The organism is Granulicella mallensis MP5ACTX8 (genome assembly GCF_000178955.2).
Classification (GTDB): domain Bacteria; phylum Acidobacteriota; class Terriglobia; order Terriglobales; family Acidobacteriaceae; genus Granulicella; species Granulicella mallensis.
In genome coordinates this window covers 2977809-3004469 of sequence record NC_016631.1, presented here as the reverse complement: position 1 = coordinate 3004469, position 26661 = coordinate 2977809, and the positions used below count along the sequence as shown (strand labels likewise).

The 26661-nt window shown below is 55.2% G+C and carries 20 protein-coding genes and 1 tRNA gene; 8 read left to right on the top strand and 13 right to left on the bottom strand.

Annotated features, from left to right (window positions below; genetic code table 11):
• The first annotated feature begins 62 nt into the window (after positions 1-62).
• Complete coding sequence (locus tag ACIX8_RS12320; protein ID WP_014265670.1) at positions 63-851, top strand: hypothetical protein; 789 nt, start codon at positions 63-65, stop codon at positions 849-851.
• A 264-nt stretch (positions 852-1115) separates the two neighbouring features.
• Here ACIX8_RS12320 and ACIX8_RS25635 read toward each other — a convergent pair whose 3' ends face one another.
• The 4 genes from ACIX8_RS25635 to ACIX8_RS12300 form a co-directional block, all read right to left on the bottom strand.
• Complete coding sequence (locus ACIX8_RS25635; RefSeq protein WP_150110585.1) at positions 1116-1475, bottom strand: hypothetical protein; 360 nt, start codon at positions 1473-1475, stop codon at positions 1116-1118.
• A gap of 376 nt (positions 1476-1851) precedes the next feature.
• A tRNA-Ser gene (locus ACIX8_RS12310) sits at positions 1852-1939 on the bottom strand.
• 51 nt (positions 1940-1990) lie between these two features.
• Positions 1991-3694: a carboxypeptidase-like regulatory domain-containing protein gene (locus ACIX8_RS12305; RefSeq protein WP_014265667.1), complete on the bottom strand. Its 1704-nt coding sequence runs from the start codon at positions 3692-3694 to the stop codon at positions 1991-1993.
• Positions 3691-5196, bottom strand: coding sequence for a carboxypeptidase-like regulatory domain-containing protein (locus ACIX8_RS12300; RefSeq protein WP_150110584.1), 1506 nt, complete (start codon positions 5194-5196; stop codon positions 3691-3693). Before ACIX8_RS12300 ends, ACIX8_RS12305 begins: the two co-directional genes overlap by 4 nt.
• Positions 5197-5485: 289 nt before the next feature.
• Between ACIX8_RS12300 and ACIX8_RS12295 the strand changes: the two genes are divergently transcribed.
• Positions 5486-7270 (top strand): tetratricopeptide repeat protein, encoded by a 1785-nt coding sequence (locus tag ACIX8_RS12295; RefSeq protein ID WP_014265665.1) that lies wholly within the window; start codon positions 5486-5488, stop codon positions 7268-7270.
• A 162-nt stretch (positions 7271-7432) separates the two neighbouring features.
• Here the strand turns inward: ACIX8_RS12295 and ACIX8_RS12290 are convergent, their stop codons facing one another.
• Both ACIX8_RS12290 and ACIX8_RS12285 read right to left on the bottom strand, forming a co-directional pair.
• Positions 7433-8665, bottom strand: coding sequence for a cupin domain-containing protein (locus ACIX8_RS12290; protein ID WP_014265664.1), 1233 nt, complete (start codon positions 8663-8665; stop codon positions 7433-7435).
• 311 nt (positions 8666-8976) lie between these two features.
• Positions 8977-9867: a LysR substrate-binding domain-containing protein gene (locus ACIX8_RS12285; protein WP_014265663.1), complete on the bottom strand. Its 891-nt coding sequence runs from the start codon at positions 9865-9867 to the stop codon at positions 8977-8979.
• Positions 9868-10330: 463 nt separating this feature from the next.
• Between ACIX8_RS12285 and ACIX8_RS12280 the strand changes: the two genes are divergently transcribed.
• Positions 10331-10942: a hypothetical protein gene (locus ACIX8_RS12280; protein WP_044176646.1), complete on the top strand. Its 612-nt coding sequence runs from the start codon at positions 10331-10333 to the stop codon at positions 10940-10942.
• A 61-nt stretch (positions 10943-11003) separates the two neighbouring features.
• Here the strand turns inward: ACIX8_RS12280 and ACIX8_RS12275 are convergent, their stop codons facing one another.
• Positions 11004-11765, bottom strand: a complete 762-nt coding sequence (locus ACIX8_RS12275; RefSeq protein WP_014265661.1) for an alpha/beta hydrolase — start codon at positions 11763-11765, stop codon at positions 11004-11006.
• Between the two features lie 103 nt (positions 11766-11868).
• Here ACIX8_RS12275 and ACIX8_RS12270 point away from each other — a divergent pair, with 103 nt between their 5' ends.
• The 5 genes from ACIX8_RS12270 to ACIX8_RS12250 all read left to right on the top strand — a co-directional run bounded on the left by ACIX8_RS12270 (position 11869) and on the right by ACIX8_RS12250 (position 20104).
• Positions 11869-14775: a bifunctional YncE family protein/alkaline phosphatase family protein gene (locus tag ACIX8_RS12270; RefSeq protein ID WP_014265660.1), complete on the top strand. Its 2907-nt coding sequence runs from the start codon at positions 11869-11871 to the stop codon at positions 14773-14775.
• A 190-nt stretch (positions 14776-14965) separates the two neighbouring features.
• Positions 14966-16867 (top strand): M61 family metallopeptidase, encoded by a 1902-nt coding sequence (locus tag ACIX8_RS12265; RefSeq protein ID WP_014265659.1) that lies wholly within the window; start codon positions 14966-14968, stop codon positions 16865-16867.
• Between the two features lie 661 nt (positions 16868-17528).
• On the top strand, positions 17529-18743 hold the full coding sequence (locus tag ACIX8_RS12260; RefSeq protein WP_190273774.1) for a glycosyl hydrolase family 18 protein: 1215 nt from the start codon (positions 17529-17531) through the stop codon (positions 18741-18743).
• A gap of 144 nt (positions 18744-18887) precedes the next feature.
• Positions 18888-19283: a hypothetical protein gene (locus tag ACIX8_RS12255; protein WP_014265657.1), complete on the top strand. Its 396-nt coding sequence runs from the start codon at positions 18888-18890 to the stop codon at positions 19281-19283.
• 176 nt (positions 19284-19459) lie between these two features.
• The gene (locus ACIX8_RS12250) at positions 19460-20104 is read left to right on the top strand and encodes a YukJ family protein (protein WP_014265656.1); all 645 of its coding nucleotides are present in this window, start codon (positions 19460-19462) and stop codon (positions 20102-20104) included.
• A gap of 27 nt (positions 20105-20131) precedes the next feature.
• Here ACIX8_RS12250 and ACIX8_RS12245 read toward each other — a convergent pair whose 3' ends face one another.
• From ACIX8_RS12245 to ACIX8_RS24570, 6 genes are all read right to left on the bottom strand, one after another.
• Positions 20132-20650 carry a hypothetical protein gene (locus ACIX8_RS12245; RefSeq protein WP_223295527.1) on the bottom strand — a complete coding sequence of 173 codons (519 nt, stop codon included), beginning with the start codon at positions 20648-20650 and terminating at the stop codon, positions 20132-20134.
• Positions 20651-20697: 47 nt separating this feature from the next.
• Positions 20698-20910: a hypothetical protein gene (locus ACIX8_RS12240; RefSeq protein WP_014265654.1), complete on the bottom strand. Its 213-nt coding sequence runs from the start codon at positions 20908-20910 to the stop codon at positions 20698-20700.
• Positions 20911-21032: 122 nt separating this feature from the next.
• On the bottom strand, positions 21033-21857 hold the full coding sequence (locus ACIX8_RS12235; protein ID WP_052310604.1) for a sensor histidine kinase: 825 nt from the start codon (positions 21855-21857) through the stop codon (positions 21033-21035).
• A 388-nt stretch (positions 21858-22245) separates the two neighbouring features.
• The gene (locus ACIX8_RS12230) at positions 22246-22623 is read right to left on the bottom strand and encodes a response regulator transcription factor (RefSeq protein ID WP_014265653.1); all 378 of its coding nucleotides are present in this window, start codon (positions 22621-22623) and stop codon (positions 22246-22248) included.
• A 126-nt stretch (positions 22624-22749) separates the two neighbouring features.
• Entirely contained in the window at positions 22750-23376 is a 627-nt protein-coding gene (locus tag ACIX8_RS12225) for a response regulator transcription factor (protein ID WP_014265652.1), read from the bottom strand.
• Positions 23373-26519: a PAS domain-containing protein gene (locus ACIX8_RS24570; protein ID WP_014265651.1), complete on the bottom strand. Its 3147-nt coding sequence runs from the start codon at positions 26517-26519 to the stop codon at positions 23373-23375. Before ACIX8_RS24570 ends, ACIX8_RS12225 begins: the two co-directional genes overlap by 4 nt.
• Positions 26520-26661 lie beyond the last annotated feature (142 nt).

Genomic DNA, 26661 nt, shown 5'->3' with positions numbered 1-26661 from the left:
ATCCTGAAGACCCACACATCCAGCCGTGAGGTCTGCCGAAGGTGGGCTGATATGCTGGCTAGATGCGCACCGCAAAAGAGGCTTTCGAGGATATTAGCCTGAAGCTAAAACGGGCCAAGAAGCACATCCGCGACCTCGAAGGGGCAATTAGCGCCTTCCATGATTCCCGCCCATATTCCATTCGCCATAAGGACAACCTTGCGACCAGCGAGAGAACTTACTATGTTCATTTCTTGCGGAATATTCCCGAAGATTTTTCCCCTGTCATCGGGGATGCCATTCAGAATCTAAGGAGTGCTTTGGATCACTTGGCTACACGTTTAGTTGATATCGGAATCGAACCCAAAGCCAAAATGCCCTACTATCCCATCTTCAAGAGTGCCGAGGCTTACAACGCCGACAAGATGATTAAAATACTGGGTGCGAGGCCAGAAGCGATCAAAGCAATCGACGATACCCAACCATACCCGCGAGGTAATGGTTGGCACCTCTGGTGCATCAACACGATGAACAATAGAGATAAGCATAGGCTTTTGATCCCCGTATGGGGAAGCCTCATTTCTCACACTTTCCCTAAGACGGAGAAGGAACGTATCGAAAAACTGTTCGGCTCCAGATTTGGTGGGCCAGGATGGCTCAAGGCCGCATCCGGTATCAAATTTTTAAAGAATGGCGACGAAATCCTCACCCTTCCTATTTCTGAGGCGAATGATGAAATGGATTTCAGAATTAGCATTGCATTCGGCGAACCCCAGGATGTTCGGGGAAAGCAAGTCATCCCCACGCTTGAAAGCATGAGTAGATTGGTGGCTGAGATTGTTGTCAAGTTCTATAACGGTGGATTGCTGTGAATGCACATTAGCTTTCCCCACCCTAACAACAGGTTGGGCTCGTTCATTTGCGGGATAGGGAGCTACTGTCCCCCAGTTTGAACTCGGCGGTCCATTTGCGGGCTCGACATAACGAACAGTTTCCCCCTCGCCTCCGGCGGTGCCTCCATCACCGTGTCCTTCGCCCACCACAAGAGTTGCTGGAGGGCACCGGAGTCCTCCAGGTAGAGCGAGGCAGCACACATCTGATCTCGGAGTCGTTTGTAATTGCGACTACCAGAGGGTTCAGTGCGGATCGCTTCGGCCAGTTGGCCAAGCTCTGTGATGGTCATGAGTCGGATGTCTTTGCTTGCCATTATGCGCACCTCCTGGGCGGTAGTTGGACGGGTTGATCGAGATGTATTCTGAGCGATTCCCGTCCTTCTGGGGGACGCGGCACCAGCAACGCCCACCCACGCCGAGGAATGATGAGGGTAAACGGGCGGCGCCGCCCAGAAGATAACCGCTGGAGACGAGCGTCTCGATCAGGATGGGCAGCGTGACCTCGACGACCTTTCCCCCGGCACATATAACGATATGGTCCGGAGCGAGTTGGTTGAGCTTCGTCAAGACGGCAGCGGTGCAGTTCCGACGAGTGTGATTCATGAAGCAGTATTCTTCAACGGCGTATGCGCGTTTGAGTTGAGTCTTAAGCGGCATCATGGATGGTTCCTCCAATCTCAATCTCGGAGGTAACCGGTTCAGGAATGGAGTCGTAGGGGTGTGAAAGATCCTGCTGCATCCGCATGAGCCGGATTTTGGCGATGCGGCGCTGACTGCGAATCGTTGGTGGTGGGGCGATGCGGGAGAGGGAAGTGAGATTGGGGTTTTGGCTTGGTACGGTTATTTCGGAGTGGTACGAAATAACCTCCGAAAATGGGGAAATAGAGGGAAAGGTCGAGAAAATCGAGACTATACTAGCCCGATCTAAGTCGTTTATTTGGTTGTATTTGCTTGATTTGAGGGGGCTTGCGAAAGTGAATGGCGGAGAGACAGGGATTCGAACCCTGGATACCTTGCGGTATACACGCTTTCCAAGCGTGCGCCTTCAGCCACTCGGCCATCTCTCCGCAGTCGCACCTGACTTATTGAATCTACCATACTTGCGGGCCTCACTTCTCCTAAGGAGCCTGGGCTGCGATCTCTTGTTTTATATTCGCGCCTGACTTGAGATCGAGCGGCACGCCGTGGAGCAGGTATCCGCGCAGCGTTGCCGGGTCGTTCCAGTTCACCTGCCAGCCGTGATCGATGGCGATGAGAATGTACTGGCCTGGAATGATCTCCGGGAGTTGGTAGCTGCCATCCGTGTTGGTCTGATCGCGACGAACCGTTGTGATGCTCTCCGGCTCTCCAAAGGTCGCGGGAATAAGCAGGACCTCAGCTCCCACCGACGGCTTGCCCTGATAGTGGGCGAAGCCGGAGACCACGGACCGTCCGCTCGTCACATGCAAGGTGAGGGAAGCGTCTCCATGCACGGTGACGGTACGGCCGACGACCTCGGCCCCTGTTGCAGAGAGGCTTGTGAGGTACGTGTCCGGACTGCCGGCAAGGTGGACGCTATAACGACCGGGCAGAAGATCGACGCTGAGGTCAGAACTCTGTCCACGCGCCTGGAGATTCCCCCGTCTTCCTGCACGGCCGGGAGACGCAGCACCGGAGGCGGGGAAGACGTTCTCCGGGTTGTTGACGTCGATAAAGGTAATCTGTTCCGCGCCGATCACCGCAGCCCCATCGACCTTGAGAGAGACGTGAACGCCGGCCGCGCCTGAACTCAGATCCATCGAACGGGGTGAATTGGCTGTGATCTGGATGAGCGTGCTATGTCCGCCGGAGTCGGGCCAGCTCACCTTGTACAGGCCAGGGGCCAGGCCTCCCGTATCGACCTGGCCCTGAACGGTGGAGAGCATGGAAGGCACTGATCCCAAGGCACCCCCCGCCGAAGTAATAGGGGTAATCTGCGGAAAGCGAAGAGGAGGTTGTCCCTCAGAAGTGGACACGACAGCAGCAGGCGTCGAAAGGTGAAGATGGATTCCCGCTATAGGCAGCAGGTGGAAGTCGGCCTCGCTCGATTCGCCGCCGTGCAGCGTAATCGTTGCGGCAGAGGCTGGATCTGTCGCGCCGGGAAACCATGTTGGCTGATAGATCACGTCCAGAGACGGGTCAGCGTTTGCGGATTGGTTGCTGGAGGATTGAGCCGCCGTAGCATACCAGGGGTTAGCCTGTACTTCGACGCGATAGTCTCCAGGGGACAGGTTGGGCAATTCATAGTGCCCACGATCGTCCGTGAGAGCCTGGCCCCGCACAGCGGGGGTTGGCTGCCCGTTGTCGTTATCGCGAGGCGCGACAGACTGAAGGGTGACGCGGGCCTGGCGAACAGGCTCATTGGCTTCATCGAGCACGGCGCCGAAGATCGAAGAGTTGGGCGACAGAGGGAAGAGCACGTCCAAGGTAGGATTCTCCGCGGTAAGCACAATCGCGGAGGAGAATCCCTCGTGTTCATCCAGGGCCTGAACGATGTATCCGCGAGCATGGGCGGTCAGCCTCCACGCGCCGGCGGAAGCAACAGGGACATCGAAGCGGCCACTCTCGTCGGTCTCGAAGCTGTCGGACGTTGGTCCCTGAGGAGCATTGGTGAGCATAGCCGTCATGCGGCAGCGGGGAACAGGAGACTGCGTTACGCTGTTGACCACTGTTCCGGTGATGTGGAAGGCAGGAGCCTTGGATGTTTTGATGGCCTTCAGATCCTGAGACTGCGCCAGGCAGCTCCAGCAGCCGCCAAAGGTCAGGGTGAGAAGAAGGGAAGCCGTCGAGAAGAGGAGTCTCATGGGAAGAGGTCCTCGACAGGCACTTCGTCAAGATTAAGATTGCTGGCGACACCGGTTCCGACAGTGATGTTCTGCATCCACGAGGTGAAAGGGGCGGCAAGGGTTGGATCCGTAAAGTCGATCTGCCTGGGCTGTTCCAGCGCAAGCGCTCGGTAAGAGCCCGGCGGAATCCTCGAACTGCTAAAGCTTCCATCATCACGGCTGCGCAGGCTGATCATGGAGGTCAGGCCTGGAGTAAGACTGACCAGGTAGATAGAGCCGGCGGCAGCTTTGCCCCCGAGAGAGGTCGTTCCTTGCACCGATCCGGCCTGGTTGGAGACTATGAGACGGATCGGAACACCGCTCCCTCCGGAAGTGGCAACGAGATTCTCCTGCAGCAGGTCGGAGCTGCCATACGTAGCGGATTTAACGTACCACTGGCCTGCACTCCTTGAGCGGAGACGATAGGTGCCGAAGGGAACTGTGAAAGCAGAACCACCGTCACGACGGGTTATAAGAGTGGCATTTGCGTTCCCGCTGTCGAAATCCTGCTGCTGGTTTTCCAGGAAAAGCCCCAGCTGATTCACGTTTGGAGGGGAGCTTGCGGAGTTATCGGAGGTAGATGCCGGATCGATCGTCAGCTCTATAGGGATTATGGGCGCTGGCTGAAGATTGAGGGTCACTCCCGAAAGACCCTGGTTCGCGACGGAAACGCTGGTTTCAGCCATCTCTACCACCCCTTGTTCTCCGCTTCGAGCCGACAGGGTATAGGAGCCGTTGGGGAGATCGATGCGCTGGACACCGCTGCCAGCGTCTTTCCGGGGAGAGACGGAGATGCGGGCGCCGATGCTGGAAGTCACCATGATCGCGGGGTCGGATCGAAGTGCGGCCCCCTTGACCGTAACGTCGACGGGGTAGGTTCGGCTTAGCTGGGGGTGCAGATCGAAGTGCATCTCCTGACCACTATGAAGATGCACCGATTGCAAGGTGCTGCTTGAGGTTTGCTCTGGAACTACGAGAGGCAAAATAGCTTCATCGCGATCTGCATTCGGGGCAAGATAGCGTGTGACGAGCCGGTATTCGCCGGCTGAAAGGGGAAGCCGGGCATCGCCATGGGTGTCCGTCAAACCTCCTCCTACGGTAACCCAACGGCGCGAACCATCGAAGAGGTAGCGCTGGGAGGTGATAAAGATACCCTGCAAGGGATCGCCATCCGGCTCGGAGACATGCACGGTAATGATGGCCTCCGGGTAGAGACGGAGTGTGAGCTGCCCGGAGAGCTTGCTCAGAATGACATTGGCAGGGCTGAACGAATCAGGGTTCATGGCGAAGCCCGGTTTCGTCACAAGAAGCACGCCATCCTGCGTCACCTGCTCAAACTGAAACCGGCCTTCGTAGTTGGTCAGCATGGAACGATCGGCGAGCCGTACGAGGGCGCGCGAGACAGGCTGCCCACTCACCGCGTTGATGACCTGACCGGAGACCGTCGTGGGACCAGCAGGCGCCTGACTGGATTGCGCCAAGGCTGGAACGCCCGATCCTAAGAAACAGACCAGGAATACCCACAGCCAGAGTGCAACGCTAAACGCAGAAGCTTGCGGCCGGACAGAGAACAAGGACAAACCTCGCAGGGGCGGATACAACTTGAGACGAATGAAACAGGATAATGGAGTCAATCGGATGTCAGATTCGCTACGTTTGCTTTCTTCGCCTGGCATTTTGAGTCTCATAAGCGATTGGCTTCGCTCTTCGGAACGGCACTGACGTTCGTAGAATGGGACTGGACAAACTCCTTCATTCCAACAGGAAGTTATGTATTCAAGGCACTCTCTCTCCCTGTGGTTCGCTCAGCGGCCACGGCGTAATTTTCTGATCCTTTCGGCGCTGCTGGTATTGGCGCTCTACTGGCATGCGTTCAGTGCGCCGTTTGTCTATGACGACCTCGATCAGATCGTAAACAATCCGAATCTTCAACCCTGGAGCAGTTTTGTTCACCGCTTTTTCTTCCATCCGGTGTCGTTGAACACCTCGTACCTGGGATATGGAGGATCTACCTACAGGCCGTTATTCTGGCTTTCATTGTTCCTGGATCGTACGGTTTGGGGCCTTAGTGCTCCTGCATTCCATGCAACGAATATACTGCTTCACTTCTTGAACGGGAATCTTGTTTTCGCGTTGTTTCGCAGGTTGAAGCTGCCCGTTTCGACGGCTGCCGCGGTCGCCCTGTTGTGGCTTTCGTTGCCGATCAATACAGAGGTAGTCGCATGGGTGAGCGGACGGTCTTATGTGCTTTGCACGTTTTTCATCCTGCTTTGCCTGCTCTCAGCGATCACTCATCTGGAACGGCCTCAGCCCCGATGGGCCATCCTATGCTCGCTCACGGCTGCCTGCGCCGTACTTTCTCATGAGTCGGGAATCGTCATTCTTCCCATCTTGCTGGTGCTGGTCTTCGTCACACGCCTGAAATGGTCGAAAGGACTGTTTCTAACGATTGGCACTGTCACCGCGGCCGTGGTGGCCGTCGAAGCCCTCCGCATTGGAGTCGGGGTAAAGTCCTTCTCGGCGTTCGCCTCGATCAAGTGGATAGGCCTGGCCCTGTGGGAGTACGTGTCCCTCACCGTCCTCCCCGTGCACATGAGCGTGGAACGTTCCACCACGCTCTCGTTGAGCCAGCCTCATCTCTGGTCTTATGTGGGACTCCTTGGGTTTGGACTCGCCCTGGGCTATGCGCTTTTTCGACGCAAGGAACAGCCTGTTCTGCTCGACGGTTTGGGCTGGTTCGCAATCGGGGTGGCCCCCTTTTGCATACTGCTCAACTATCAGGGCCTCGCGGAGCGCTTTGCCTACTTTGCCGCCATCGGTATGGTCGCCGCCATTGTTGCCGTCTGCATGGATGTGCGTCAGCCGCAGGTGAGAAGGACTTTGGCCGTTTGCCTGGCGCTCTGGTCTCTTTGGAATCTTTGCCGAACTTCCATACGGGTGGCCGATTGGTCCGACGAGGTTCGCCTGTATCGCAGCTCGCTTGCTGCGACTCCGCAGAGTCCATCGGTTCATTTCAACCTTGCCTATTCCCTGAGGGAGAGAGGGCAGTTGCAGGAGGCCATCGCGGAGTATCAACGGACCGTTGAAATCGACAAAACATTTCCGAAGGGATACGCCGGCCTGGGCGATGCGTATCTCCGGATGAATGCTTATGCCCAGGCACAAGCGGCCTACCAGAAGGCGCTCGCACAAGACCCGAACGACGCAGCCGTTTTGCTGAACGTTGGAGCGGCCTATCAGGGTGCCGGGGCATTGCCTGAGGCGGATGCAACGTGGCAGCGCGTCCTCCAGATCGATCCCAAAAGCAGTGCCGCACACGTGAATCTTGGCGTGCTGTACGTCGCAGAGAACAGACAGAGCGATGCCATGCACCAGTTCGCGATAGCAATCGACATGAAGAGCAACGACATCGTTCCTTACTATGACCTGGGAGCGCTCTTTCAACAGGCTGGACGAGGAGATCTGGCCATGCCTCTTTACACAAAAGTCCTGGAGTTGAAACCCGGGGATGAAGATACGCTCAGAAACATCCGCTTATTGCAGCAAGGCCACTGAACCTCCTGTGTCGAGATGCCTCCTTACGGGTTCCTGCGACAGCCGGGCTGAAATTTGCAGCCGGCATGAGGTGGTAACCCGTGAGGAGGCATCTCTGGATCATCTTAGGTAGAACTGCGGTCGGCAATGACATTCAAACAGTTCCAGTAACCAGCATGCCGCCTACGACTTGCTCCATGGATCAACAGGATTGACTCGGGGCACGAGAAGCGGGTCTTCGGTCGCAAAAGGGAATTGAGGAAGAGCTGAGGGGTCAACTTTGAAGGTCGCAGCCAGCACATCGCGGGAATAGCATCCGAGGGATGTTCTTACGCCGATGTCTCCAGGTGCAGCCTGATCGAAGAAGACGAGCAGCTTGAGATCACTGTCGCCGGTGTCTTCAAAGTGGTGCGGATATGCCCGCGGTATGAAGTAGACATCGCCTTGATGCATCTCAAAGGTGTCGGCCGATCCATCCGGGTTGACGATGGTCATCCGGCCTTTTCCGTGGGTGATGTATCCCATCTCTGCCGTGTCGGGATGCCAATGCAATTCGCGCATTCCCTGATCAGTCAGGTCCACGGAGAACATTGCAATGTTCTGCAGTGCCGGCCAAAGCTTGTACTGAGCCGTGCGGGCTGTACCGGCTTCGGAGTTTCTCTGTGGCAATGCCGCTTCGATCGAGTACTTGTAAGGATTGGTCTCCTTGTCCTGGAGTTCGATCAAGGCCGACGTCGCCCGATGCCCTATTCCAGTATCCTGCTGCGTCCTTTTCAAATGGGCGAAATCAGAGGCCGGCAATCCGAAGCTATTGCCGAGAACAGCATCACTGAAATGGCCGAAGGTGCCGGAAAGAGCGAAGTCCTCTGGTTTTTCATGCGAAAAACCAAGGATGATTTCACCTTCTACATTGCCAATGTTTTCAATATGGTGGAGTGATCCTGAAGGCACAAAGAACATCTCGCCGCTTGAGATGGCGAAGCTGTTTCTGGCCTCTCCATTGCTCGCAATCGTAACCAGATGCTCGCCTCTCAGGCAATATCCGAGCTCGTGGGCATTGGCATGCCAATGTGGTTCTCGAACACCTTTTGGAGCGAGAAGCACACGGCGAATCGAGAGTCGGTTCATTCTGGGAAGATCATTCGCGTCGATACGGGTCTGGCTGCCAAAGTCATCAACGAAATACGGTTTTTTCCCGCTGAGCGAAGTGATATGAGGGGAACTGGAGGTTCGATTGCCTGAAGACGCTGTCTTGTTGACCACTTCAGAGCCGGTTTCACCCGTGCTCTTTTCCGTCGCACTTTGTCCGAACATATAAGGCGCCATCAGGGTTCCAGCGCCCACGGTTGCGGCTGCGGTTCCAAGAAATGAACGGCGGCTTACGGATTGCTCTTTTTCTGCTTCTACCAGTTTCATGACTTTCTCTCTCTTCATCCTTGCAATCATTGCCTACGACAATGCCTCATCGGAGCAACCATCGAAAGCACGGCAAATTCGGCACCCAGAAGACCATGTCTCGATCGCTGTCGAAGATAGTTCTGTGCTTCTTCATTGCTCATGCCCGCGACTCGTTGTTCGTGACGGCGCTTCGAAACGCCGTTTGAGGCGGCATTATTCCCAGGTACTATTACAGGTCGCGGGGATGCAGGAGTCCAATCGTATTAATCGCATTACTGATTGGCCGTTCTTATTACAGAAGCGAAGGCGGCAGAGAGCAGAAGTACACGTTAGCTAATGGTCTTGCACATCTTGCCGGCAAGGGCGATGAAGGAGAGAACGAGGGAGGAGTCTTCGCCGGCTCTAGTCGCAAGAGCAATCTCGGAACATCCGCTTGATTTCGGCAATAGCTTCATTACGATATTTTTCGACTGAGCCAGGACCACGGATTGTGGAAGGATTGCGATGCCAACGCCTGCCTTAACTAGCGCAATGGCGGTATACATCTCGCCTGTTTCCTGAACGATGTTCGGGCGAAAACCTTCGCGGGTGCACATCTGAATAATCGAATCAAAGAAACCGGGTGCCCAGCGGCGCCCATAAGCGATAAACGGCTCGTCCTGCAACTGAGCAAGACAAAGGCGTTTTTCCTTCGACAATCGATGCCCCTTGGGCAGGATCACCGCAAATTTTTCCCGATGGATGACCTTGATATTCAACTGGTCATGGGCAAGGGGTAATCGTAGAAACCCAATATCGATGTTTTCCCCAAGCAGCCCTTTAACCTGGCTTACGGTTCGCAGATTTGTCAGGTCAAGTGTTACTTCAGGATGTTGTTTTCTGAACTCGCTTACGATGCTGGGAACAATTTCGAGAGCTACGGAGGAAACAAAGCCAATTTTTAGCCTTCTTACTTCGCCGCGAGCTGCCCTCTGTACACATTCCACAGCTTGCCTGGCTCGAGTCAAAGTGGCTCTGGCCTCTACAAGAAAAATCTTGCCGACCTCTGTGAGTTTGACAGTGCGCCGGTCGCGCACCAGCAATTGGACGCCGAGACCTTCCTCCAATTTCTGGATCTGGCCAGTCAGTGCCGGTTGAGAGATGTGAAGCTGCTTGGCGGCGTGCACGAAGCTCAATCGGTCCGCCACGGCGACAAAAGACGTTAGATGCTTTAGCTCCAATTAACTCCTCGATTGTTACTTGTTCGATCGCATCGCCATACCGAACCTCATAGGACCTTGCTTTATCACAGTTTACGTGATGATGCTTTGTGCTGCTGCACTTCCATTCAGAGGCCCAGAAGGCCAGAGACAACAATTTGTAAGGACAGCAATCTGAATAAAAGGGAGACTGGCCAATCCCGGCTCATTGACCGAAGAAAGACGTGTTGCGGACTGATTGTTGCACCGACTTCCAGGGCTAGCACATTTGCGATCTAAAAAAATATTGACGCGCTCGACACTACCCCTTTAACATCGCCCCTAGCTATCCTCGCAGTTTCACCCAAGCTTCCAACCGCTGAGTTCTCTAAGGAGCTTTATGTCTTTTACATACGCACGCCTTCCGCATTCTCTCAAAACACTATTCCCAAAAGTTATAGCGTCTCTACTGCTCGCAGGCATTTCTGTAGCCGGGAGCAGTTGGATGGGTGGACTCGCCCATGCTCAAACAAGTGCCACTCCGAATACCTGGACATGGCCAGCAATTCCTGGATGTCTTGCAGACCCGGAGATCCAGACGCAGGGAACGACTGATTACAATTCACCCATCTGTTCTGTATATGATCGACTGCTGGCAAGCGGTGAGATCGATCTGGAACTCAGGTCCGCGCGCCGGGTCAATGCGGAGATGGATGGCGTTCTCTATCCCGCGTTCGTGCCCGGCACTGAGGTGGTCACGTTCATCACTACCGATAAATTCATCGGCTCATTCACCGGCACCAGTGGATTGGTACGCGTCTCCGGAAGATCCATTTCCGCGCGCAGTGGTAGTTGGTGGACAACGCTCGACAATGTCAGCCAGGGCGGGCAGTTGCTCGACGCAGAGGCTATCCAAAGAAAATTGGCATTGCCCAGTTCGCCGGCATGCATTGCTTACGCCGACTCGGTAAGGCCCGGAGTGCGCGCCTATATGGGCGTTGTCGCTCCTGCTTTTGGCCAGAACGGCGGAGGCGCAGAGTTTTGGTTTCCTCCCAGCGCAGTCATCGCAACGAAGACCGCTCAGATACCCGGTGGTACCGCTTGCGATAGCAACTAAACCGGGTGCCGAAGCTTGGGAAGAATGAACCATCCAGGACAGCGCAGGATATTGGCCTCTTCTAATCACCCTTTAGAAGAGGCCAATATTCTGCGCTGTCCTGGATGTTGTTGTGCCCAACCCTGGGCACAACAACGTAGGAACTGACGCCCTTGTGGAAGCGTGTGCGCAGGCGATCCGAGCTCGAGCGTGGAACGAGCTCATCGGCCCCTGCAACAACGATTCGGGTTGGAGCTGTTACCTGAGGTGCGTATCTCCACGATTCAAACTTGTCGCGCAGCAGCCAGCGTACAGGGAAAAAGGGATACTGAGCGGCTGCGACGTCCCCAAGACTATCAAAGGGTGTGACCAGAACAAGGCGCGCCACTGGCCGTTGATTGGCCACCCAGACGGCTGCGCCGGTTCCAAGACTTCGCCCAATCACTACGATGTCTTGATGTTCCGCATACACTCGATCAAAGAGCGCCAGCGACTCGGCGAAGATCGCCTGCTCTGACGGACTGCCCGAGCTTCCGCCATAGCCGGGGTAGTGAAGGGCATAGATCGCTCTGTCAGGAAACGCCTCGACAAGGTCCGGAACATCCCGCGAAACATCCTCCGCATTTCCCCCGAAATAGAGGAGCGCGGCCGTACCAGCATGCGGATGTGTAGACACATGCACCGTCGCGGCTCCTACCGGAAGAGTCAGGAGCGTACTGCCTTCGGATTTGGATCTTGGTTGCGGGTAATAGAGCAGCGAGCGCTGAAACTCGAACAGAGCCGCGCAGGCCAGCGCATACGTGATGATCGCCGTTCCTGCGATCATGGTGAATATCCGTCGCATGGTCTTCCTTAGCGTCCGCTCCAATCTTTCCGTTCCTTCTTTAAATGTTCATAACAATGAGAAAGAACATAGCTACGATACATCTTGAAAGAGAGTGTCCGATATGCACTTGAAATTTCCGTTCTCGATTCCAGCCGCTCATTCGATCTTGTTTTGCCTGATCGTCAGTTCCGGGTTGGCTTACGCCCAAACACAGTCCTCACCGAAAAGCAGCTCCGATTTTAACGTCGCCCCGGCAAAAGATGCTGCTACAGGAGTTACGCCGGCAGGGAAGAACATGGCTCCAGGCCATCCTCCGGCATCACAATCAAGCAGCCCCGATCGCACCGTTGGTCCCCAGCAGGATGGTTCTATTGTTGTCTCGGACAACCAGACACTAACCCCGGCTGGAAGAATTATTGAACTCGGATCGCCTGTACGTGCCAAAGCCATCGTGCTCAATCCGAATGGCGCGACGCATAGCGGCGCCGTGCTGCTGATGGGGTCGCCGGAACCGGTCATCGTATTCGATACCGTGACCGGAAAAGTTCTTCAGCGCTTCATTCCTACGGGCGCTACGGGAGATGCTTCCAAAGGGTTGCAGACTGGCTCCTTCACCGGAATCACGTATTCCTCCGATGGCAAGAAGTTGTTATTCAGTCAGGACAACAATTACGTCGTCGTTGCGAATGTAGACCGGGAGACCGGAACGTTGACTCACCAGCAGAGGGTCAATCTGCCTGAACCACCTGCGGATGGACGGCCTTATCACAACGCGAAGTCGATTAATCCGGGAGGCATTGCATTCTCCGGTGACAACAAACAGGCGTATGTCGCGCTCAACGTGGCAAATACGCTCGGCGTGATCGATCTTACAGCGTCTCCGGCTAAGCTCATCGCTCAGATACCTGTCGGCAATGTGCCGAACAGTGTCATTGTCCGGGGTAAGTATGCCTACGTCACCAATGAAGGTGGGCGGCCGGCTACCAGTGAGGACTTCACAAACTATTCCGACGGAACACCCATCGTCGTAGACCGGAAGGATGCATTTACCCTTACCGGGACAGTGTCTGTTGTAGACCTTACCGAGGGTAAAGAGGTCAAGACAATTCAAGTCGGCCTGCACCCCGTAGGTATGGCAATCTCCGGTTCCAATCTCTATGTAGCCAACGCCTATAGCGACAGCTTGTCGGTCATCGACCTCCACACCGATGCGGTGATCCGCACCATCAATCTCAGCGTTCCGATCGCTCGCGGAGTCTTTGGCTCCGGTCCGAACGGCGTTGCCGTGACGGACGACGGGAAAGCCTACGTAACCCTGGGACAAGCCAATTCCGTAGCCGTCGTCAACCTCCAGGGTCGGGATGCCAATCCAGTGATTGGCTATATCCCGACTGCCTATTTCCCAACTTCGATCACCTACGACAAGGCACAGAAGCAACTTGTGATTGCCGATGACAAAGGTCTGGGATCGCGGGGCAATACAAGCACCAAGGATGGAGTGATCGGCTACAACACGCACGCCGATACCGGAGTCGTGAATCTGATTCCGGAGCCGAACGCGAGCGAGTTAGCGAGGTTCAGCAAGCAGGTGTTTGTGAACAATCACTGGGACCTGACCACGAACATCGAGGTTGGACAGCAGTACATCGACCAGCATGCTACCCCTGTAGCGGTTCCTAAGCATATCGGCGAGCCTTCGCTCATCAAACATGTCTTTCTCATCATCAAAGAGAACCGCACCTATGACCAGATGCTGGGGAACGTTGCCTGGGGTAATGGCGCTCCGGCGCTGGCCATCTTCGGGTCTGACACACCGAATCAACATGCCCTCGTAAAGCGCTTCCCATTGCTCGACAATGTGTACGCACCAAGCCGTCAGTCCGCGGATGGTCACCCCTGGATCGGGATGTCTGGATCGTTCTACTCCAACGACATCCTGTCGCCGGATTGGATCCGATCCTATCCCGGAGGCAGCTCGGAAGATGCCTTGACCTATACGCCCCAGGGTTTTCTATGGACATCGGCTGAGGCCAAGGGGCTTTCTGTAAAGCTGTACGGAGAGTGGAGCGGCGGCGCAACCGTTGCGAAAAAAGCAGACGGGAGTACCTACACCTGGAGCGATTTCTACAACACATCACTGTGCAAGGAAGGCAAGGCTCCTGCCTCCAGTTGCGTCGTTCCAGATGATGCCATTAAGGTGTCGTCCGATATTCCATCCGCGGCGAAGATTATGGACCCGCATTATCCGCCCTTCAATCTGGTGATTCCGGATCAATACCGCATGGATTACTGGATTCCCGAGTTCAAACGTCTGGATGCTGCGAATCAGGTTCCCAACTTCACGATTCTCTGGCTCCCGAATGACCATACCGCCGGCACCACGAAGGGCCAGCCCTATCCCGCCAACTACCAGGCAGATAATGATCTCGCGCTGGGCCGCATGGTGGAGGCCATCAGCCACAGCAAAGTTTGGGCGGACTCAGCCATCTTTGTGGAGGAAGACGATTCTCAAGCGGGGACCGACCATGTCGACGGTCACCGGCAGCCGGTCTACGTCATCAGCCCCTATACGGTGGCACCTCAAACTCCTGGTCAGGGCAAAGCCATCCATACTACGTACACAGCGGAAAACATCAACCGTACCATCGAGAACATTCTGGGAATGCAACCTCTGACACAGTTCGATCTGGTGGCTTCACCAATGTTCGATGCGTTCCAAAACACGCCGGACCTCACACCCTACGATCATCTGGCTGCCGTTATTCCGCTGAATGAAGGTCCAGGCCTGCCGTTGGGGAAAACCGTAGCCGACTACACTCCACTACAGAAAGCATGGCTCAAGGCCACCGCCGAAGTGATGAAAGGGAAGTACGATAAAGCCGATGCGGTGGACCCGAATTTTCTCAATCATGTGACCTGGTATTCAGCAACAGATTGGAAGCGTCCGTATCCGGGAGAGACCAAGCTGCTCATGCCTGGGCCATTTGTTAAGGCCGCCAAGAAGTACACCGACGATGATGATGACTAACTCTGTATGACAGGGCCAGCCACAGTGCGCGATTTTCCCGGACGCACTGTGGCTGACTCCTACGATCTATGATTGGGCTTGTTCTTGTCAGTACGGCCTCTTCCAGCATCAAATGACACTCCCTAGAATGGTGCATAAGATACCAACTGACTAAGAGCCAAGGAAGTGTTTAGAGAGGGTCCGCTCATTCATGAAGGAAATCCAACTGCGATTCCAGCTTCTATCGATTGTGTTTGTCTCAAGTCTGCTTACGGCTAACGCGCAGCATGCGCCAATCCAGATTCACGCAGACCTCACGGATGCGCCGCGCAAAATCTATCGCGCCGATGTCGACCTTCCTGTACATCGCGGCCCGCTTGACCTGATCACGCCGGAGTGGATTCCCGGTGCCCACGGTCCCGATGGCCCGATTCACGACATCACGGGGATTCGCTTTGAAGCAGATGGCAAGACAATTCCCTGGCACCGCGATCCGGTGGACACCTACGAATATCACCTTGATATTCCGGCAGGTGTTTCCATGCTGCATGCGCATCTGGATTGCATCTTTAGCCGGGCGACCCGCACGGCGGCAACGCTGGAGTGGGAAGACCTGATGCTTTATCCGGCGCACATGCCGGTACGTGAGATCGCGATCCAGCCTACGGTCACCGTCCCTGCGCAGTGGGGCATCGGCACCTCATTGAAGCCGCTGACTCCCTATGACCCGCAGCATCCCGCAGGCGGCACGGTAAAGTATGCAGCGACGACCGTTGAGATGCTTGAGGATTCGCCCGTCATGACGGGACTTTACTTTCACGAGTATGCCCTCGCTCCCGGCGTGTCGCCACAACACTATATGGATGTGATCGGACCAACGGCTGCGTCGATCGAGGCTCGCCCTGAGACGGTTGAGCAGATGTCGCGTCTGGTGCATGAGGCCTTTGCGATGTATGGGCCACCCCATTACACCAGTTATCACTTCCTCATCCTGCTGCAGGGTGACGGTGGCGGTGGTGGCCTGGAGCACCACGAGTCTTCCGACAATACGATCCAGAAGGATTTCTTTACTGGCTATAAACCGTCGGTCGGTATGGCCGGACTGCTCCCGCATGAGTTCACGCACTCCTGGAACGGCAAGTATCGACGTCCTGATGGCCTTTCGACGCCGGATTACGCGACTCCTATGCAGGACAACCTGTTGTGGGTCTACGAGGGCCTGACCAACTATCTGGGCGACGTGATGGGCGAGCGCATCGGCATGGTGACCGCCGAGCAGTACCGGCAGGACCTGGCCCTGACTGCGGCAGAGCAGGATGCCACAAGTGGCCGCGCATGGCGCAGCATCGAAGACACTACCTTCGATTCAGCCATGCCTCGCAACGGTGGCGGCAGAGGAGGCGCCTGGAGTAGCTGGAAGCGCGGAACGGATTACTATCCCGAGGGCTCGCTCTTCTGGCTGGACGTGGACACGACCATTCGCAGGCTCACACAAGACAAAAAATCTCTGCGCGACTTTCTGCAGATCTTTTTGCAGAAAGGTGGAAGCGGCGTTGCCCGCGTGGTGCCTTACAGCCTCAGCGAGGTAGAAGCGGATCTGAATCAGGTTGTCGCCCATGACTGGGCTGGTTTCATCAAGATGCGTCTGTATGACGTGCAACCCCAGGTGAACACCGAAGGGATCGAGCAGGGTGGGTATCGGCTCGAGTACACCTCGGAGCTCACGCCCGAGATGGAACGATCGCTGAAGGTAAACCCGTCACTCGCGACGTGGTTCTCGATCGGCTTGAGTGAGGATGCGGAAGGGACGATCCGCGATGTGCGCGTCGGAAGTGTCGCGGATAAGACGGGTTTCGCGCCCGGGCAAAAGCTCATGGCGGTCAACGGACGAGTCTTCACGATTGAGGCTTTGACCGATGCCCTGAAGGCCACCAAGGGCACAAACACGCCGATACAGTTGATGGTGCAGGATGAGGACACGATTGCTCCGATGAGCCTCACCTATAACGAGGGCCTGCGCTATCCTCGCCTTTCTCGCGCCGACAATACGCCGGACATGCTGACGGAGATTTTGGCTCCGATGACATCAGCGGCAACTGATTCAAACCACTGAGACCGCACTCGGTTGTATTGCCTTTCTCTGTATCCATGAGGAGGTCAGGTAAGGGAACAGCATTCCTGCTGCTCCCTTACCTGAAAACCGGATTTGATGGTTTTCCTCATCCGGCTCAGCCGTGTGTAAGCAGGGCCAGTGGAACAATACCTTTCTTGCCGATAAGCAACGCAGGTCGGCCTCTAGAGTGAGAGCAGTTCTATCAACAAATGAACCGCCATAGAGGCAAACCCCAGCCTTCATAAATTTATTGACAGGCTGATGTTCGACTGTTACCGTTTCGGACATTACTTATGAATGAATAAAAAGTATGCAGGATAGCCACCTCAAGAACCCGCTATCCTTCCTGCCTCGAGATCATTGAAATATAGAGGTTGTTGTAGAGAATTCACAGGTCGACGGCAGGGAAGCAGAGCCTGCTTCTGCTTCCGGAACGGCGACTTGTATTGAGTCTCATTGAGCTTTCTATTATTTGAAACCATCGGTGCAGCGGGCAATTGAGTTTCGTCACAGATAGAACAAATCAGCTTGATCAGGAGAGCGCATGAAAAGAATCTCTATTTTCAACGTGAGCGTTTGGGGTCTTTCTTTCCTCTTATCGGGTGTGCGCTGTATTTCTGCACAAAGCGTGCCAGCATGCGCCTCTCCCTGGACTGCGGGCATGAGCGTGACCGTTGGCGAGGTGGTTTCATACGATAGTGAAAACTATCGAGCGCTGCAGGCCGAGACGTTTGCGGTTTCTAACTGGCAACCGCCGAACGTACCAGCCCTTTGGTCGTTGGTAGGTGCGTGTGGATCTAGTACTACAGCTCCACCACCACCACCACCTCCTCCTCCGCCGCCTCCTCCACCTGGAGGTGGCAATGGGCCTGGAAGTGGCAATGGGCGCGTTCTTATTGGCTATTGGCATGACTTCAGCAATGGTTCCGTCAACCTGCCTTTAGCCCAGGTCTCTTCCAACTTCGATGTGATCGATGTTGCTTTTGCCGGCACGACCACCGACACAAGTACCATTTCGTTCGATGTGGACACTGTCGATATTGAAAGCGAGGCGCAGTTTATTGAGGACGTTGCCACGCTGCAAGGTCGCGGCAAAAAGGTCATACTCTCCATTGGCGGGGCGAACGGCAATGTTGCCTTGAACACGGCTCAAGACGTGACCAACTTTGTAAATTCTGTCTCCGGGCTCATACAGAAATTCGGGTTCAACGGAGTAGATATCGACATTGAGAACAACTCATTTGCCTTGATCTCCGGGGATAACGACTTTACCAACCCGAAGACACCGACCACCGTGAATATGATCAATGCGTTACACCAGCTAGCGAGCAAATTCCCCGGATTTATGTTGTCGTTTGCCCCTCAGATTGCGGACATACAGGAAGCGAATGTCGCCTACGTCTCTACCTTTGGCGATCAATTGCCTCTGGTGTGGGGATGCAGGGATATCATGTCGTTCCTCCAGGTCCAGGATTACAACACCGGCGGAACGAACGCTCTGGATGGCAAGAACTACACGGAAGGCACGGCTGATTTCCAGGTTGCGATGACCGAACTGCTGCTGCATGGCTTCACCCTGGCCAACGGACAAAACTTTCCAGGTTTTCCCCCGGGACAGATAGCTTTCGGTGTGCCCGCCAGCTCGAGCGCCGGGGGCGGGTACACAGCGCCAAGTGCCGTAGAACAGGCATTGAATTACCTGATTACTGGTGTGCCTTTTGGCGGCCAATACGTGCTGCAGAATCCGTCGGGATATCCGGGGTTACGTGGCCTGATGACCTTCTCGATTAATTGGGACGATGTAAATGGGTTTGCCTTGTCGAATACGATTGCGCCATACCTGCACGGACTACCGGCGATCGCTGCTCCGCAATAAGGCAACTCATCTTAGGCGCCACGAGTCCCTGGAACCAAGTCAGGGCAGAACGCTAAATGGGTCACGGCACATACCTTCTTTATGTGTTTCAGCGTCTACTGGGGTCAGGAGTGCGGACCTGATTCGACTCTGGAGGAAACACCAATGAAATCGATTACTCGTTTTGTCACAGCAGTGGTGGCAGTCATGTTGATGGTCACCGTACTGTGTCCCGCACAGAGCGCCAAGCCGAAGAATCTGGGTACGGGGTCGGCGTTCAACGGCAAGAAGCTCGAGATGAAGGACAACGGAGAGGTTGCTTACCTCCTGTCTTTCACGGCCGGGAAAGAGTTCGAGGCCACCACGGACGGCCTGAAGAATACCGACGTGCACCTTTTTGTCTACGATTCCACAGGAGCGGAAGTCGCTAAGGACGAGTCGTCCGGACCAAAGTGTTCGGTTAAGTTCACGCCGGAGAAGGACGGGCAGTACAAGTTTGTCATCAAGAACGCCGGCGGAACCAACACGGTGACCTTCAATGTAAAGGTCGCCAACCACTAAGTCCTGGAAAAGGCGTGCGGCTCGTATGCGTTACGGGAAGCACGCCATCCAGCGTGAACCGTCGACTTGCGCGAAAAGTCGGGGTTGTGTTCTTGCGAACTTTCTCAAAAAGTGACTTTGCATGAAACCCTGTGTTCAACGAGAAGACCTATCATCAACGCATAGAGGAAAGATCTATGCCAATTACCAATTACAGCGTTCTGCAGGGCCTGCCAACAGCAGGCAAAGTTGTCACGGGTACGAGCACCCACTACCAGATCACCATGCAGGCCACCGGCGGCCCCTTTACCGTCGCCGTCAATATCGAGTCTACCGATGGCTCTGAGGTACTCTATGCCATCGTCGAGGGCTTCCAACCGCCCGATCCAGCAGGACTCCTTGCCCTCAAATCCGGCATGCACTCACTGCCTAGTACTCCGGGCGGCCTTGCACTGGATTTCGTACGTGAAGAGGTGGGCGGCAAGCCGATGATCACCCTCGCTCAGATGATCCTTCTGCCTGAGAGCAAAAGAATCGGCGATCACGCCACTCCGCTTGAGAACGCCGTCGATACATTGCTCAACCAAACCGTCGCCGAAAAGGGAACGATCTTTGCCTTTGGCAGCGCCTATGCCGATAGCGGCAAGGTGGACGGGATCCACGACATCCACATGAACCAGGGCAACCCCATCAGCACCTTTGGCAAGGACAATGGCATCTGGCAGGATGGCGCTATTTTCATCTATCTACCGTCTACTGGAACCTGGACCGCCATCTTCATCGCCTTCCAGACCGAGTCATGGAACACCGACAGCTCTGGCAATCCACTCAGCAATGCCTAAAGCTGCCGAAGCCCTTTTTATTTAAAGCTATGCGTCATAGCAACCGGTCAATAAAGAATAGGGCATCCTCAAACTCAACCGATCGATCGCAACCTGCACCAGTTCGCGCACCCTGGATGGAGGGACATCCAGAAACCTTGCGACCTCGATCTCCGAAGAGCGCAAAACGAGCTTGAGCATGAAAGCGAGTCGCGGCATATCCGGCAGATCCCCGAGAGAACTTGGCAGATACGCTGCATCTTCTTCACTCTCCTTGCGCCCCAGACTCAATCCCGCAATCGCCTGTGTAATCAGCTCAGTCTTGGCCTGCTTATAGGCAAGCAGAGGCATCGACGCCTCGAAAGGAGTCATCTCGAGCTGAGCCAGCGTACGCTGAATCGTCTCTTCCACGAGTTGGTGGTCGGCCACCAGGTACCAAGCCAAGGTCGCAAATTCGTCCAGATGTTCGAGAAAAAGCAGATACCACGCAGGATTTTTCCATACAGCCTCCTGCGGCGCCGTTTTGGATGACGACCTGAGCGATACATCGAATCGAATTGACATCATCGTCCTCCTGGCGGCATTTCGCGGCCGCAATAGACTACGCCCTTCGCTTATGCGGCACGGCGTTCTTGTTCGGGCTGCGCAAATCTCGCGGCCACAACCTTCGAACCGGGCACACTGAAGCGCTCGAACACATCGTTGGCAGTCTCTTGCAACCGGGTATTTGGACGATGCAGCTTGCGGGTTCCCTTTGCGATCAGCCGGCACAGCTGATAACGGTTCGATTCATTGACAAGTGCTTTGAAGACCAACTCAGAACGCATCTGCATTTCTCCTGACAAGATTGAAATAGGCTCTCTGCTTTCGATCACCCTTGCTCATCAGTAGTGGGCGTCCCAACGTTTTTCATCCTTCGTCATCGCCATAACGGACATCCAGCAGACATCTACTTAAGGCTATGACTGTGCCGGATATAGTTAATCGATGGTTTTGCAAGTCTCAAAGCAAATATTGTGCAACCGGGACAACTGCATTCAATCTGCAGGCTGCCACAGTACTCACGTGCTACATAATGTGCGATCGTGATGCCGAGGCCGATCCCGTCCTGTTTGCCCGATGTCACAAATGGTTGAGACATGCTTTGCCGCACGGCGGCAGGAACTCCCGGACCATTGTCTTTCACACGAACACAAACGAATGACTGATCCTCGTGAAGTGAGATCTCAACTTTCCCCGACGCACTTGTCCGTTGCGCCGCAAAACAGGCATTGAGCAGAAGATTGTAGACGGCACTGCCGACGATGGTTTTATTGAAGAGGGCGGAGATCGACGGAGACTCTTCAATGGTGACCCGTACTCCTGTCGCATGCGGATGGGGCCGAATGGCGGCCACGGTTCGCTCCATGAGATCGTTGAACGACTCAACGCCAACCTGCGAAGGGAGCTCGCTTTTAGCATGGTGAAGTATAAAATCGAGGGTTTTCGTTATATCTTCGATGGCCTGTTTTACTTCTTCAAAAAGCTGTTTACGGTCAGATGTCAGGGTTGCCGGGGCACTCATGAATTCAGCATTGCAATAGACAGCTGCTAGATGATGTCGAATATCGTGTGACAGCAAGGACGCTATCAACGTTGCCAACGACTCACCGCGTCCCACATCGAGACGGCTTTGATGAAGTGGCATATCGCTTCTCTGCAATACTCCCGTAGAGGCGAGAGCGCTCTTTGTGTCGAGGCTGGTGTCGTCGTCGACTGACATGAGCTGCCCCATAGATCGACTCCTTTGGTTTGTTACGCAGACATGCGTCCAACCGCTGGACTACCGGTCTACGAAAATTTAGCAGAAGGCGCTCTTTTTGCTCTTGATTCGCCTGAATACAAGCTCTACACGGCAAAAACTACGGCATTGATTTCGATATCGACAGCTTATTGCAATTTCGTTCCTTTGTTACCCGCTATCCTATGCAGGCGAGCAATGCACGATCTTGATTCCATCGCCCCGCAGATTGCTCGACGAACCTGATAGAACGGCGAAGTGAAGATAAGTTTCCATTAGCTCCCGCAGAGACGAAAGCCCCATTCGGATGGCATTCGTATAACCCTTTGGTATATCCACAGACCTTAGGGGACGGACCAAGAGCCACCTTACTGCCGGTTGCTCACATATCGAGCGCGGCTCGAACTCTGTTGAGTAGGACCTGATCGTCGAACGGCTTCACCAGGAACTCGGCTGCTCCTTCCCTCATGGCTTGCATCCGCACTCTCGCATCTCCGTGCGCGGTGATGAAAATGACCGGAGTGTCAGATTGAGCAGCCTTAAGCTTTGCCTGCAGTTCCAGGCCGGACATTCCCGGCATTCTGATATCAACGACCAGACACGCGGCTTCATGCTGCAGGCCGGATTCGAGGAATTCTTCCGCTGACCCAAAACAAAGAGCCGGAAGCCCATCCGCTTCCATCAGGTCCTGGAGCGCGCTTAGGACTGATTCATCGTCATCTACAATTGCAACGAACTTAGTGCTCTGATTGCTCGCCATTTCACCACCGTAACGCGACAATGGACAGAAAACAATCAGACCTTCGGACGACGTAATAAGACTTTGGTCAAGGCATGCCTTTGGCTATAGATTGAGTTTGGAATGCCACAACGGGAGTGATGGGTATCAGCGGTGAGGTGAAATCTTGAGCCTGTCCGCCATTCTGACCAGGTCGGGCAAAGACTTGGCTTGCATCTTTTGCATTACGCGCCCACGGTGGATTTTTACTGTAGTTTCGCTGGCCCCAAGTTCCGCTGCAATCTGCTTGTTGAGCAAGCCGGCGACGACCAGATTCATGACCTCATCCTCGCGGGCACTCAGCGTGCTATAGCGCTTCTGCAGTTCCGCTAATTGCTTTTGCTTTTCGCGGACCCCCCGGTCGCGCCTGAGTGCGCGATGAATCACATCGAGCAGGTCCTGCTCCCGGAAGGGCTTCGTGAGAAACTCGACGGCACCAAGCTTCATAGCTTTCACGGTCATCGGAATGTCTGCGTAGCCGGTGATGAAGATGATGGGAATTTTAATTCCTGCCCTGCTCAATTCCTGCTGAAGATCCAAACCGCTGGTGTCGGGAAGTCTTACGTCCAGGACCAGGCAGCTGGGACCGTCTCGCCGCTCGCCCGACAAGAACCCTTGAGCCGTAGAGAAGGACTCTGCGTGCAGGCTCACCGACTCCACCAAATCGTGAATCGACTCACGCATGCCGGCATCATCATCGACGATGAATACGGTGGGTACCTCCCCAACGCTCATGGCTGCAGCTCCGCGGGCAAGGTGAAATGAAAGGTCGCACCACGCTCCGCATTGGCGGTGGCCCACAGGCGGCCACCGTGTGCTTCAATGATGGAACGACTAATCGCCAGGCCCATGCCAGTGCCTTGAGGCTTCGTCGTATAGAAAGCCCTGAAAAGCTGGTCCAGCTTTTCGCAGGGAAGTCCAACGCCGGTATCGCTAACGGAGATCAGCAAAAGCCCGTCTTCAGTACTCTGCGATCGGATCATAAGCCTGCCGGCGGGCCTGCCCGTCATGGCCTCCATGCCATTCAATAACAGGTTCAACAATACCTGTTGCAGTTGCACTCGGTCGGCCATGATTTGCGGCAGTTGGGTGGCAAGCTCCGTGCGTAGAGAGATGGAGTGCCGGTCTGCCTCGTCACGCAGCAACGCAAGCATCTCCCCGGCGACCTCGTTCATATCAACCAACTCACGCTCCGGTGGAGCACCTGTCTTGTAGAACGCCCGCAGACGTTGAATGATTTCGGCAGCACGGCTTCCGTCGTGTTCAATTCTTGTTGCCGCGGCGCGGGCTCTTTCCAGATCCGGGGGATTGTGCGCAAGCCATCGCGAGCAGGCATTGGCGCTTGTGATGGCAGCGGCAATGGGTTGATTGAGCTCATGGGCAAGGGAACTGGCCAACTCACCAAGCATGGTCACCCGGTTCATGTGCGCGAGGTCTGTCTCCAGCTGGCGCAGCCTTTCGCGCTCCTCTTCCGCACGCTTGCGTTCCGTCACATCGATGGTCGTTCCGATCATTTCAACGAGCTCGCCGGACAGGCTCAAAACAGGATGTGCGACTGCGTGCAGGTGCTTGATGGTGCCATCGGTGAGAACGATCCTGTAGTCCCCCTCATAGTCCGTTTTGAGGCGTTCACTTTTTTCAAAAAGTTCCCGGATGCGCTGCTGGTCCTCCGGATGATTTCTGCTAAACCAAAATTCAGCGCTCGAACTATCCTCATCGGGTTGGACTCCGAATATTCGGAGGATCTCAGGCGACACGATGACCGCCCCGGACGCAACATCGTGTCGCCAGCTACCCATATGGCTCAGCCTTTGGGCTTCAAGAAGAGATTCTTCACTGCGGCGCAGTTTCTCCTCCGCACGTTTGCGCTCCGTCACGTCCATGATCGTGCCCACAACTTCGGTGATTTCTCCCGACTCATCCACCACTGGGTGTGCAAGCGCGTGGAGGTGCTTTATCGTTCCGTCTGTCAGCACGATGCGAAAATCCGACTCGAAATCTTTCCACTCCTTCTTCAGGGACTCTATCTTCACTCTCCGCTCGATCTTCGCTCGATCTTCGGGGTGAGTCTTCTCGATGAGAAAGTCCCAGGTGGGCACCATCCTGGGATCGCAGTCGTAAATGCGAAAGATCTCCTGCGACCAGAAGTAAGCGCCGGTACGAACATTCCAAGCCCAACTTCCGGTGTGTGTCAGTCTCTGCGCTTCGGCCAAATAAGATTCACTCCGCTGTAGAGCTTCCTGTATCAGTTTTCGTTCAATCGCAACTCCTACCAGATGCGTAATCTGTTCGATGGTCTCCAGGTCGTGGGAGCTCGGGCTGCGCGGCTCACGATAATACATGGCGAACGTCGCGATTACTTTGCCTTGAGAAGAGAAGACAGGAGTGGACCAACAGGCGCGTAGAGAGTGTGGCAAAGCCGCCTCGCGGTAGTTCTCCCATAAGGGGTCGGTTGCGATGTCCGCCACGATCACCTGTTCTCCGCGGTATGCGGCTGTCCCGCAGGAACCTGTAGATGGCCCAAACGTAAGTCCATCGATGGCATCCGTATAGGTCCGTGGAAGGCTGGGCGCCCCGCCATGCCGTAAGCGACCGCCGTCAACTAATAAGACCGACGCCAGAAAACCGCTGGCTTGTTCCTCTACGAAACGGCAGACGCCGTCTAGTATCTGATTAAGAGGGTCTCCTTTGGCCACCATCTCAAGAATCCGCTTCTCACCGGTAAGTAAGTCTTCGGCACGTTTCCGCGCGGTGATGTCAGTATTTATCCCGAACCATTTGACGATGTTGCCGGATTCATCGCGCAAGGGGTTAGCCCGAAACAGAAACCACCGATACTCTCCGTCGAAGCGGCGCAATCGCGCTTCGGCCTCTCCTACCTTACCGGTAGCCATAATGGATTGCCACGAACCAGCCAGGCCGCCAAGGTCGTCCGGATGAACCGCAACCGTCCAGCCCCAATCCTGTGCCTGTTCCGCGGACAAGCCCACAAAGTCAAGGTAGTGCTGGTTGAAGAAATCTGCCGTGCCGTCTGTACGGGCCGACCATGACAGTGCCGGGATCGTGTTGATGATCAGGTTAAGCTCTCGTTCGCTCGCCCGAAGGGCTTCATCCGCCCGCTTGTGATCTTCAATATCCGTGGCGATTCCGTACCATTTGAGGACCTCGCCGTGCTCATCGCGCAAGGGCATACCACGAACTAAAAACCAGCGATATTGTCCATCGGCAATCCGCCGCAAACGCACCTCATGCTCCAACGGCTGGCCGGTAGCCAGGGACTGACGCCACTTCTCTGTATGTCCGCTGGCGTCTTCGGGGTGAACTGTGCTCAGCCAACCTGCAGTTTGCTCCGCCGATAAACCCGTATATTCCGCCCATTGCTTGTTTATGAAGGCATTGGAGCCATCGGGCAGGGCACTCCACGCCATCGCCGGCATCGTTTCGATGACCTCACGAAGCCCCTCTTCACTCCGGCGGGCAGCGGCTTCTGCCCGCCGGGCGTTCAGAGCTTCTCTACGGACGCGGTCGGAAAGATAGCTTGTAGTGATCCCGATGAAGAGGAATGCCGCGAGCGCAAAGATGTCGCGGGAATCACTGAGCTGAAAAAAAACACCGACTGGCGGGAGCAACCAACTAAACGCCAGGGCTGCCAGTAAGGAGACGAAGAGCGCGTAACGAAAGCCCCAGAAGTAAGAGACAGTCCACACGAGAAAGAGAAAAGTCAGGGCAGCGGATAAGGTCCGGTCATGAAGGGGAACTGTATAGAGCACGGCCGTGAGCACGCCGACAGCCGCAATACATATCAGAAGCCGGAGAATCGGGTTCTCAACAGCCCTTGCGTGCATCCTGTCAGAGGAGCGATCGCCCTGTGATCCCATAGATGCCTCAACATTAGCTTGTTTGCCACCTGGGGTGTTCAGACGCAGTTCAATCGTGGCTTCAAAATGCTAATTGCTGGACATGATAGCGCATTCCCGAAAGGGTTCTCTAATCACCAGGCAGCAACGTTTCGCCACCCGC

Excerpts from the sequence above, each read along its gene's own strand:
- ACIX8_RS12270 (WP_014265660.1), top strand. The coding sequence starts at position 11,869 with ATGCACTTGAAATTTCCGTTCTCGATTCCAGCCGCTCATTCGATCTTG.
- ACIX8_RS12290 (WP_014265664.1), bottom strand. The coding sequence starts at position 8,665 with ATGAAACTGGTAGAAGCAGAAAAAGAGCAATCCGTAAGCCGCCGTTCA.
- ACIX8_RS12240 (WP_014265654.1), bottom strand. The coding sequence starts at position 20,910 with ATGCGTTCTGAGTTGGTCTTCAAAGCACTTGTCAATGAATCGAACCGT.
- ACIX8_RS24570 (WP_014265651.1), bottom strand. The coding sequence starts at position 26,519 with ATGGGATCACAGGGCGATCGCTCCTCTGACAGGATGCACGCAAGGGCT.
- ACIX8_RS12250 (WP_014265656.1), top strand. The coding sequence starts at position 19,460 with ATGCCAATTACCAATTACAGCGTTCTGCAGGGCCTGCCAACAGCAGGC.
- ACIX8_RS12320 (WP_014265670.1), top strand. The coding sequence starts at position 63 with ATGCGCACCGCAAAAGAGGCTTTCGAGGATATTAGCCTGAAGCTAAAA.
- ACIX8_RS12260 (WP_190273774.1), top strand. The coding sequence starts at position 17,529 with ATGAGCGTGACCGTTGGCGAGGTGGTTTCATACGATAGTGAAAACTAT.
- ACIX8_RS12245 (WP_223295527.1), bottom strand. The coding sequence starts at position 20,650 with ATGATGTCAATTCGATTCGATGTATCGCTCAGGTCGTCATCCAAAACG.
- ACIX8_RS12305 (WP_014265667.1), bottom strand. The coding sequence starts at position 3,694 with ATGAGACTCCTCTTCTCGACGGCTTCCCTTCTTCTCACCCTGACCTTT.
- ACIX8_RS12275 (WP_014265661.1), bottom strand. The coding sequence starts at position 11,765 with ATGCGACGGATATTCACCATGATCGCAGGAACGGCGATCATCACGTAT.
- ACIX8_RS12230 (WP_014265653.1), bottom strand. The coding sequence starts at position 22,623 with ATGGCGAGCAATCAGAGCACTAAGTTCGTTGCAATTGTAGATGACGAT.
- ACIX8_RS12265 (WP_014265659.1), top strand. The coding sequence starts at position 14,966 with ATGAAGGAAATCCAACTGCGATTCCAGCTTCTATCGATTGTGTTTGTC.
- ACIX8_RS12235 (WP_052310604.1), bottom strand. The coding sequence starts at position 21,857 with ATGGGGCAGCTCATGTCAGTCGACGACGACACCAGCCTCGACACAAAG.
- ACIX8_RS25635 (WP_150110585.1), bottom strand. The coding sequence starts at position 1,475 with ATGAATCACACTCGTCGGAACTGCACCGCTGCCGTCTTGACGAAGCTC.
- ACIX8_RS12225 (WP_014265652.1), bottom strand. The coding sequence starts at position 23,376 with ATGAGCGTTGGGGAGGTACCCACCGTATTCATCGTCGATGATGATGCC.
- ACIX8_RS12255 (WP_014265657.1), top strand. The coding sequence starts at position 18,888 with ATGAAATCGATTACTCGTTTTGTCACAGCAGTGGTGGCAGTCATGTTG.
- ACIX8_RS12295 (WP_014265665.1), top strand. The coding sequence starts at position 5,486 with ATGTATTCAAGGCACTCTCTCTCCCTGTGGTTCGCTCAGCGGCCACGG.
- ACIX8_RS12280 (WP_044176646.1), top strand. The coding sequence starts at position 10,331 with ATGGGTGGACTCGCCCATGCTCAAACAAGTGCCACTCCGAATACCTGG.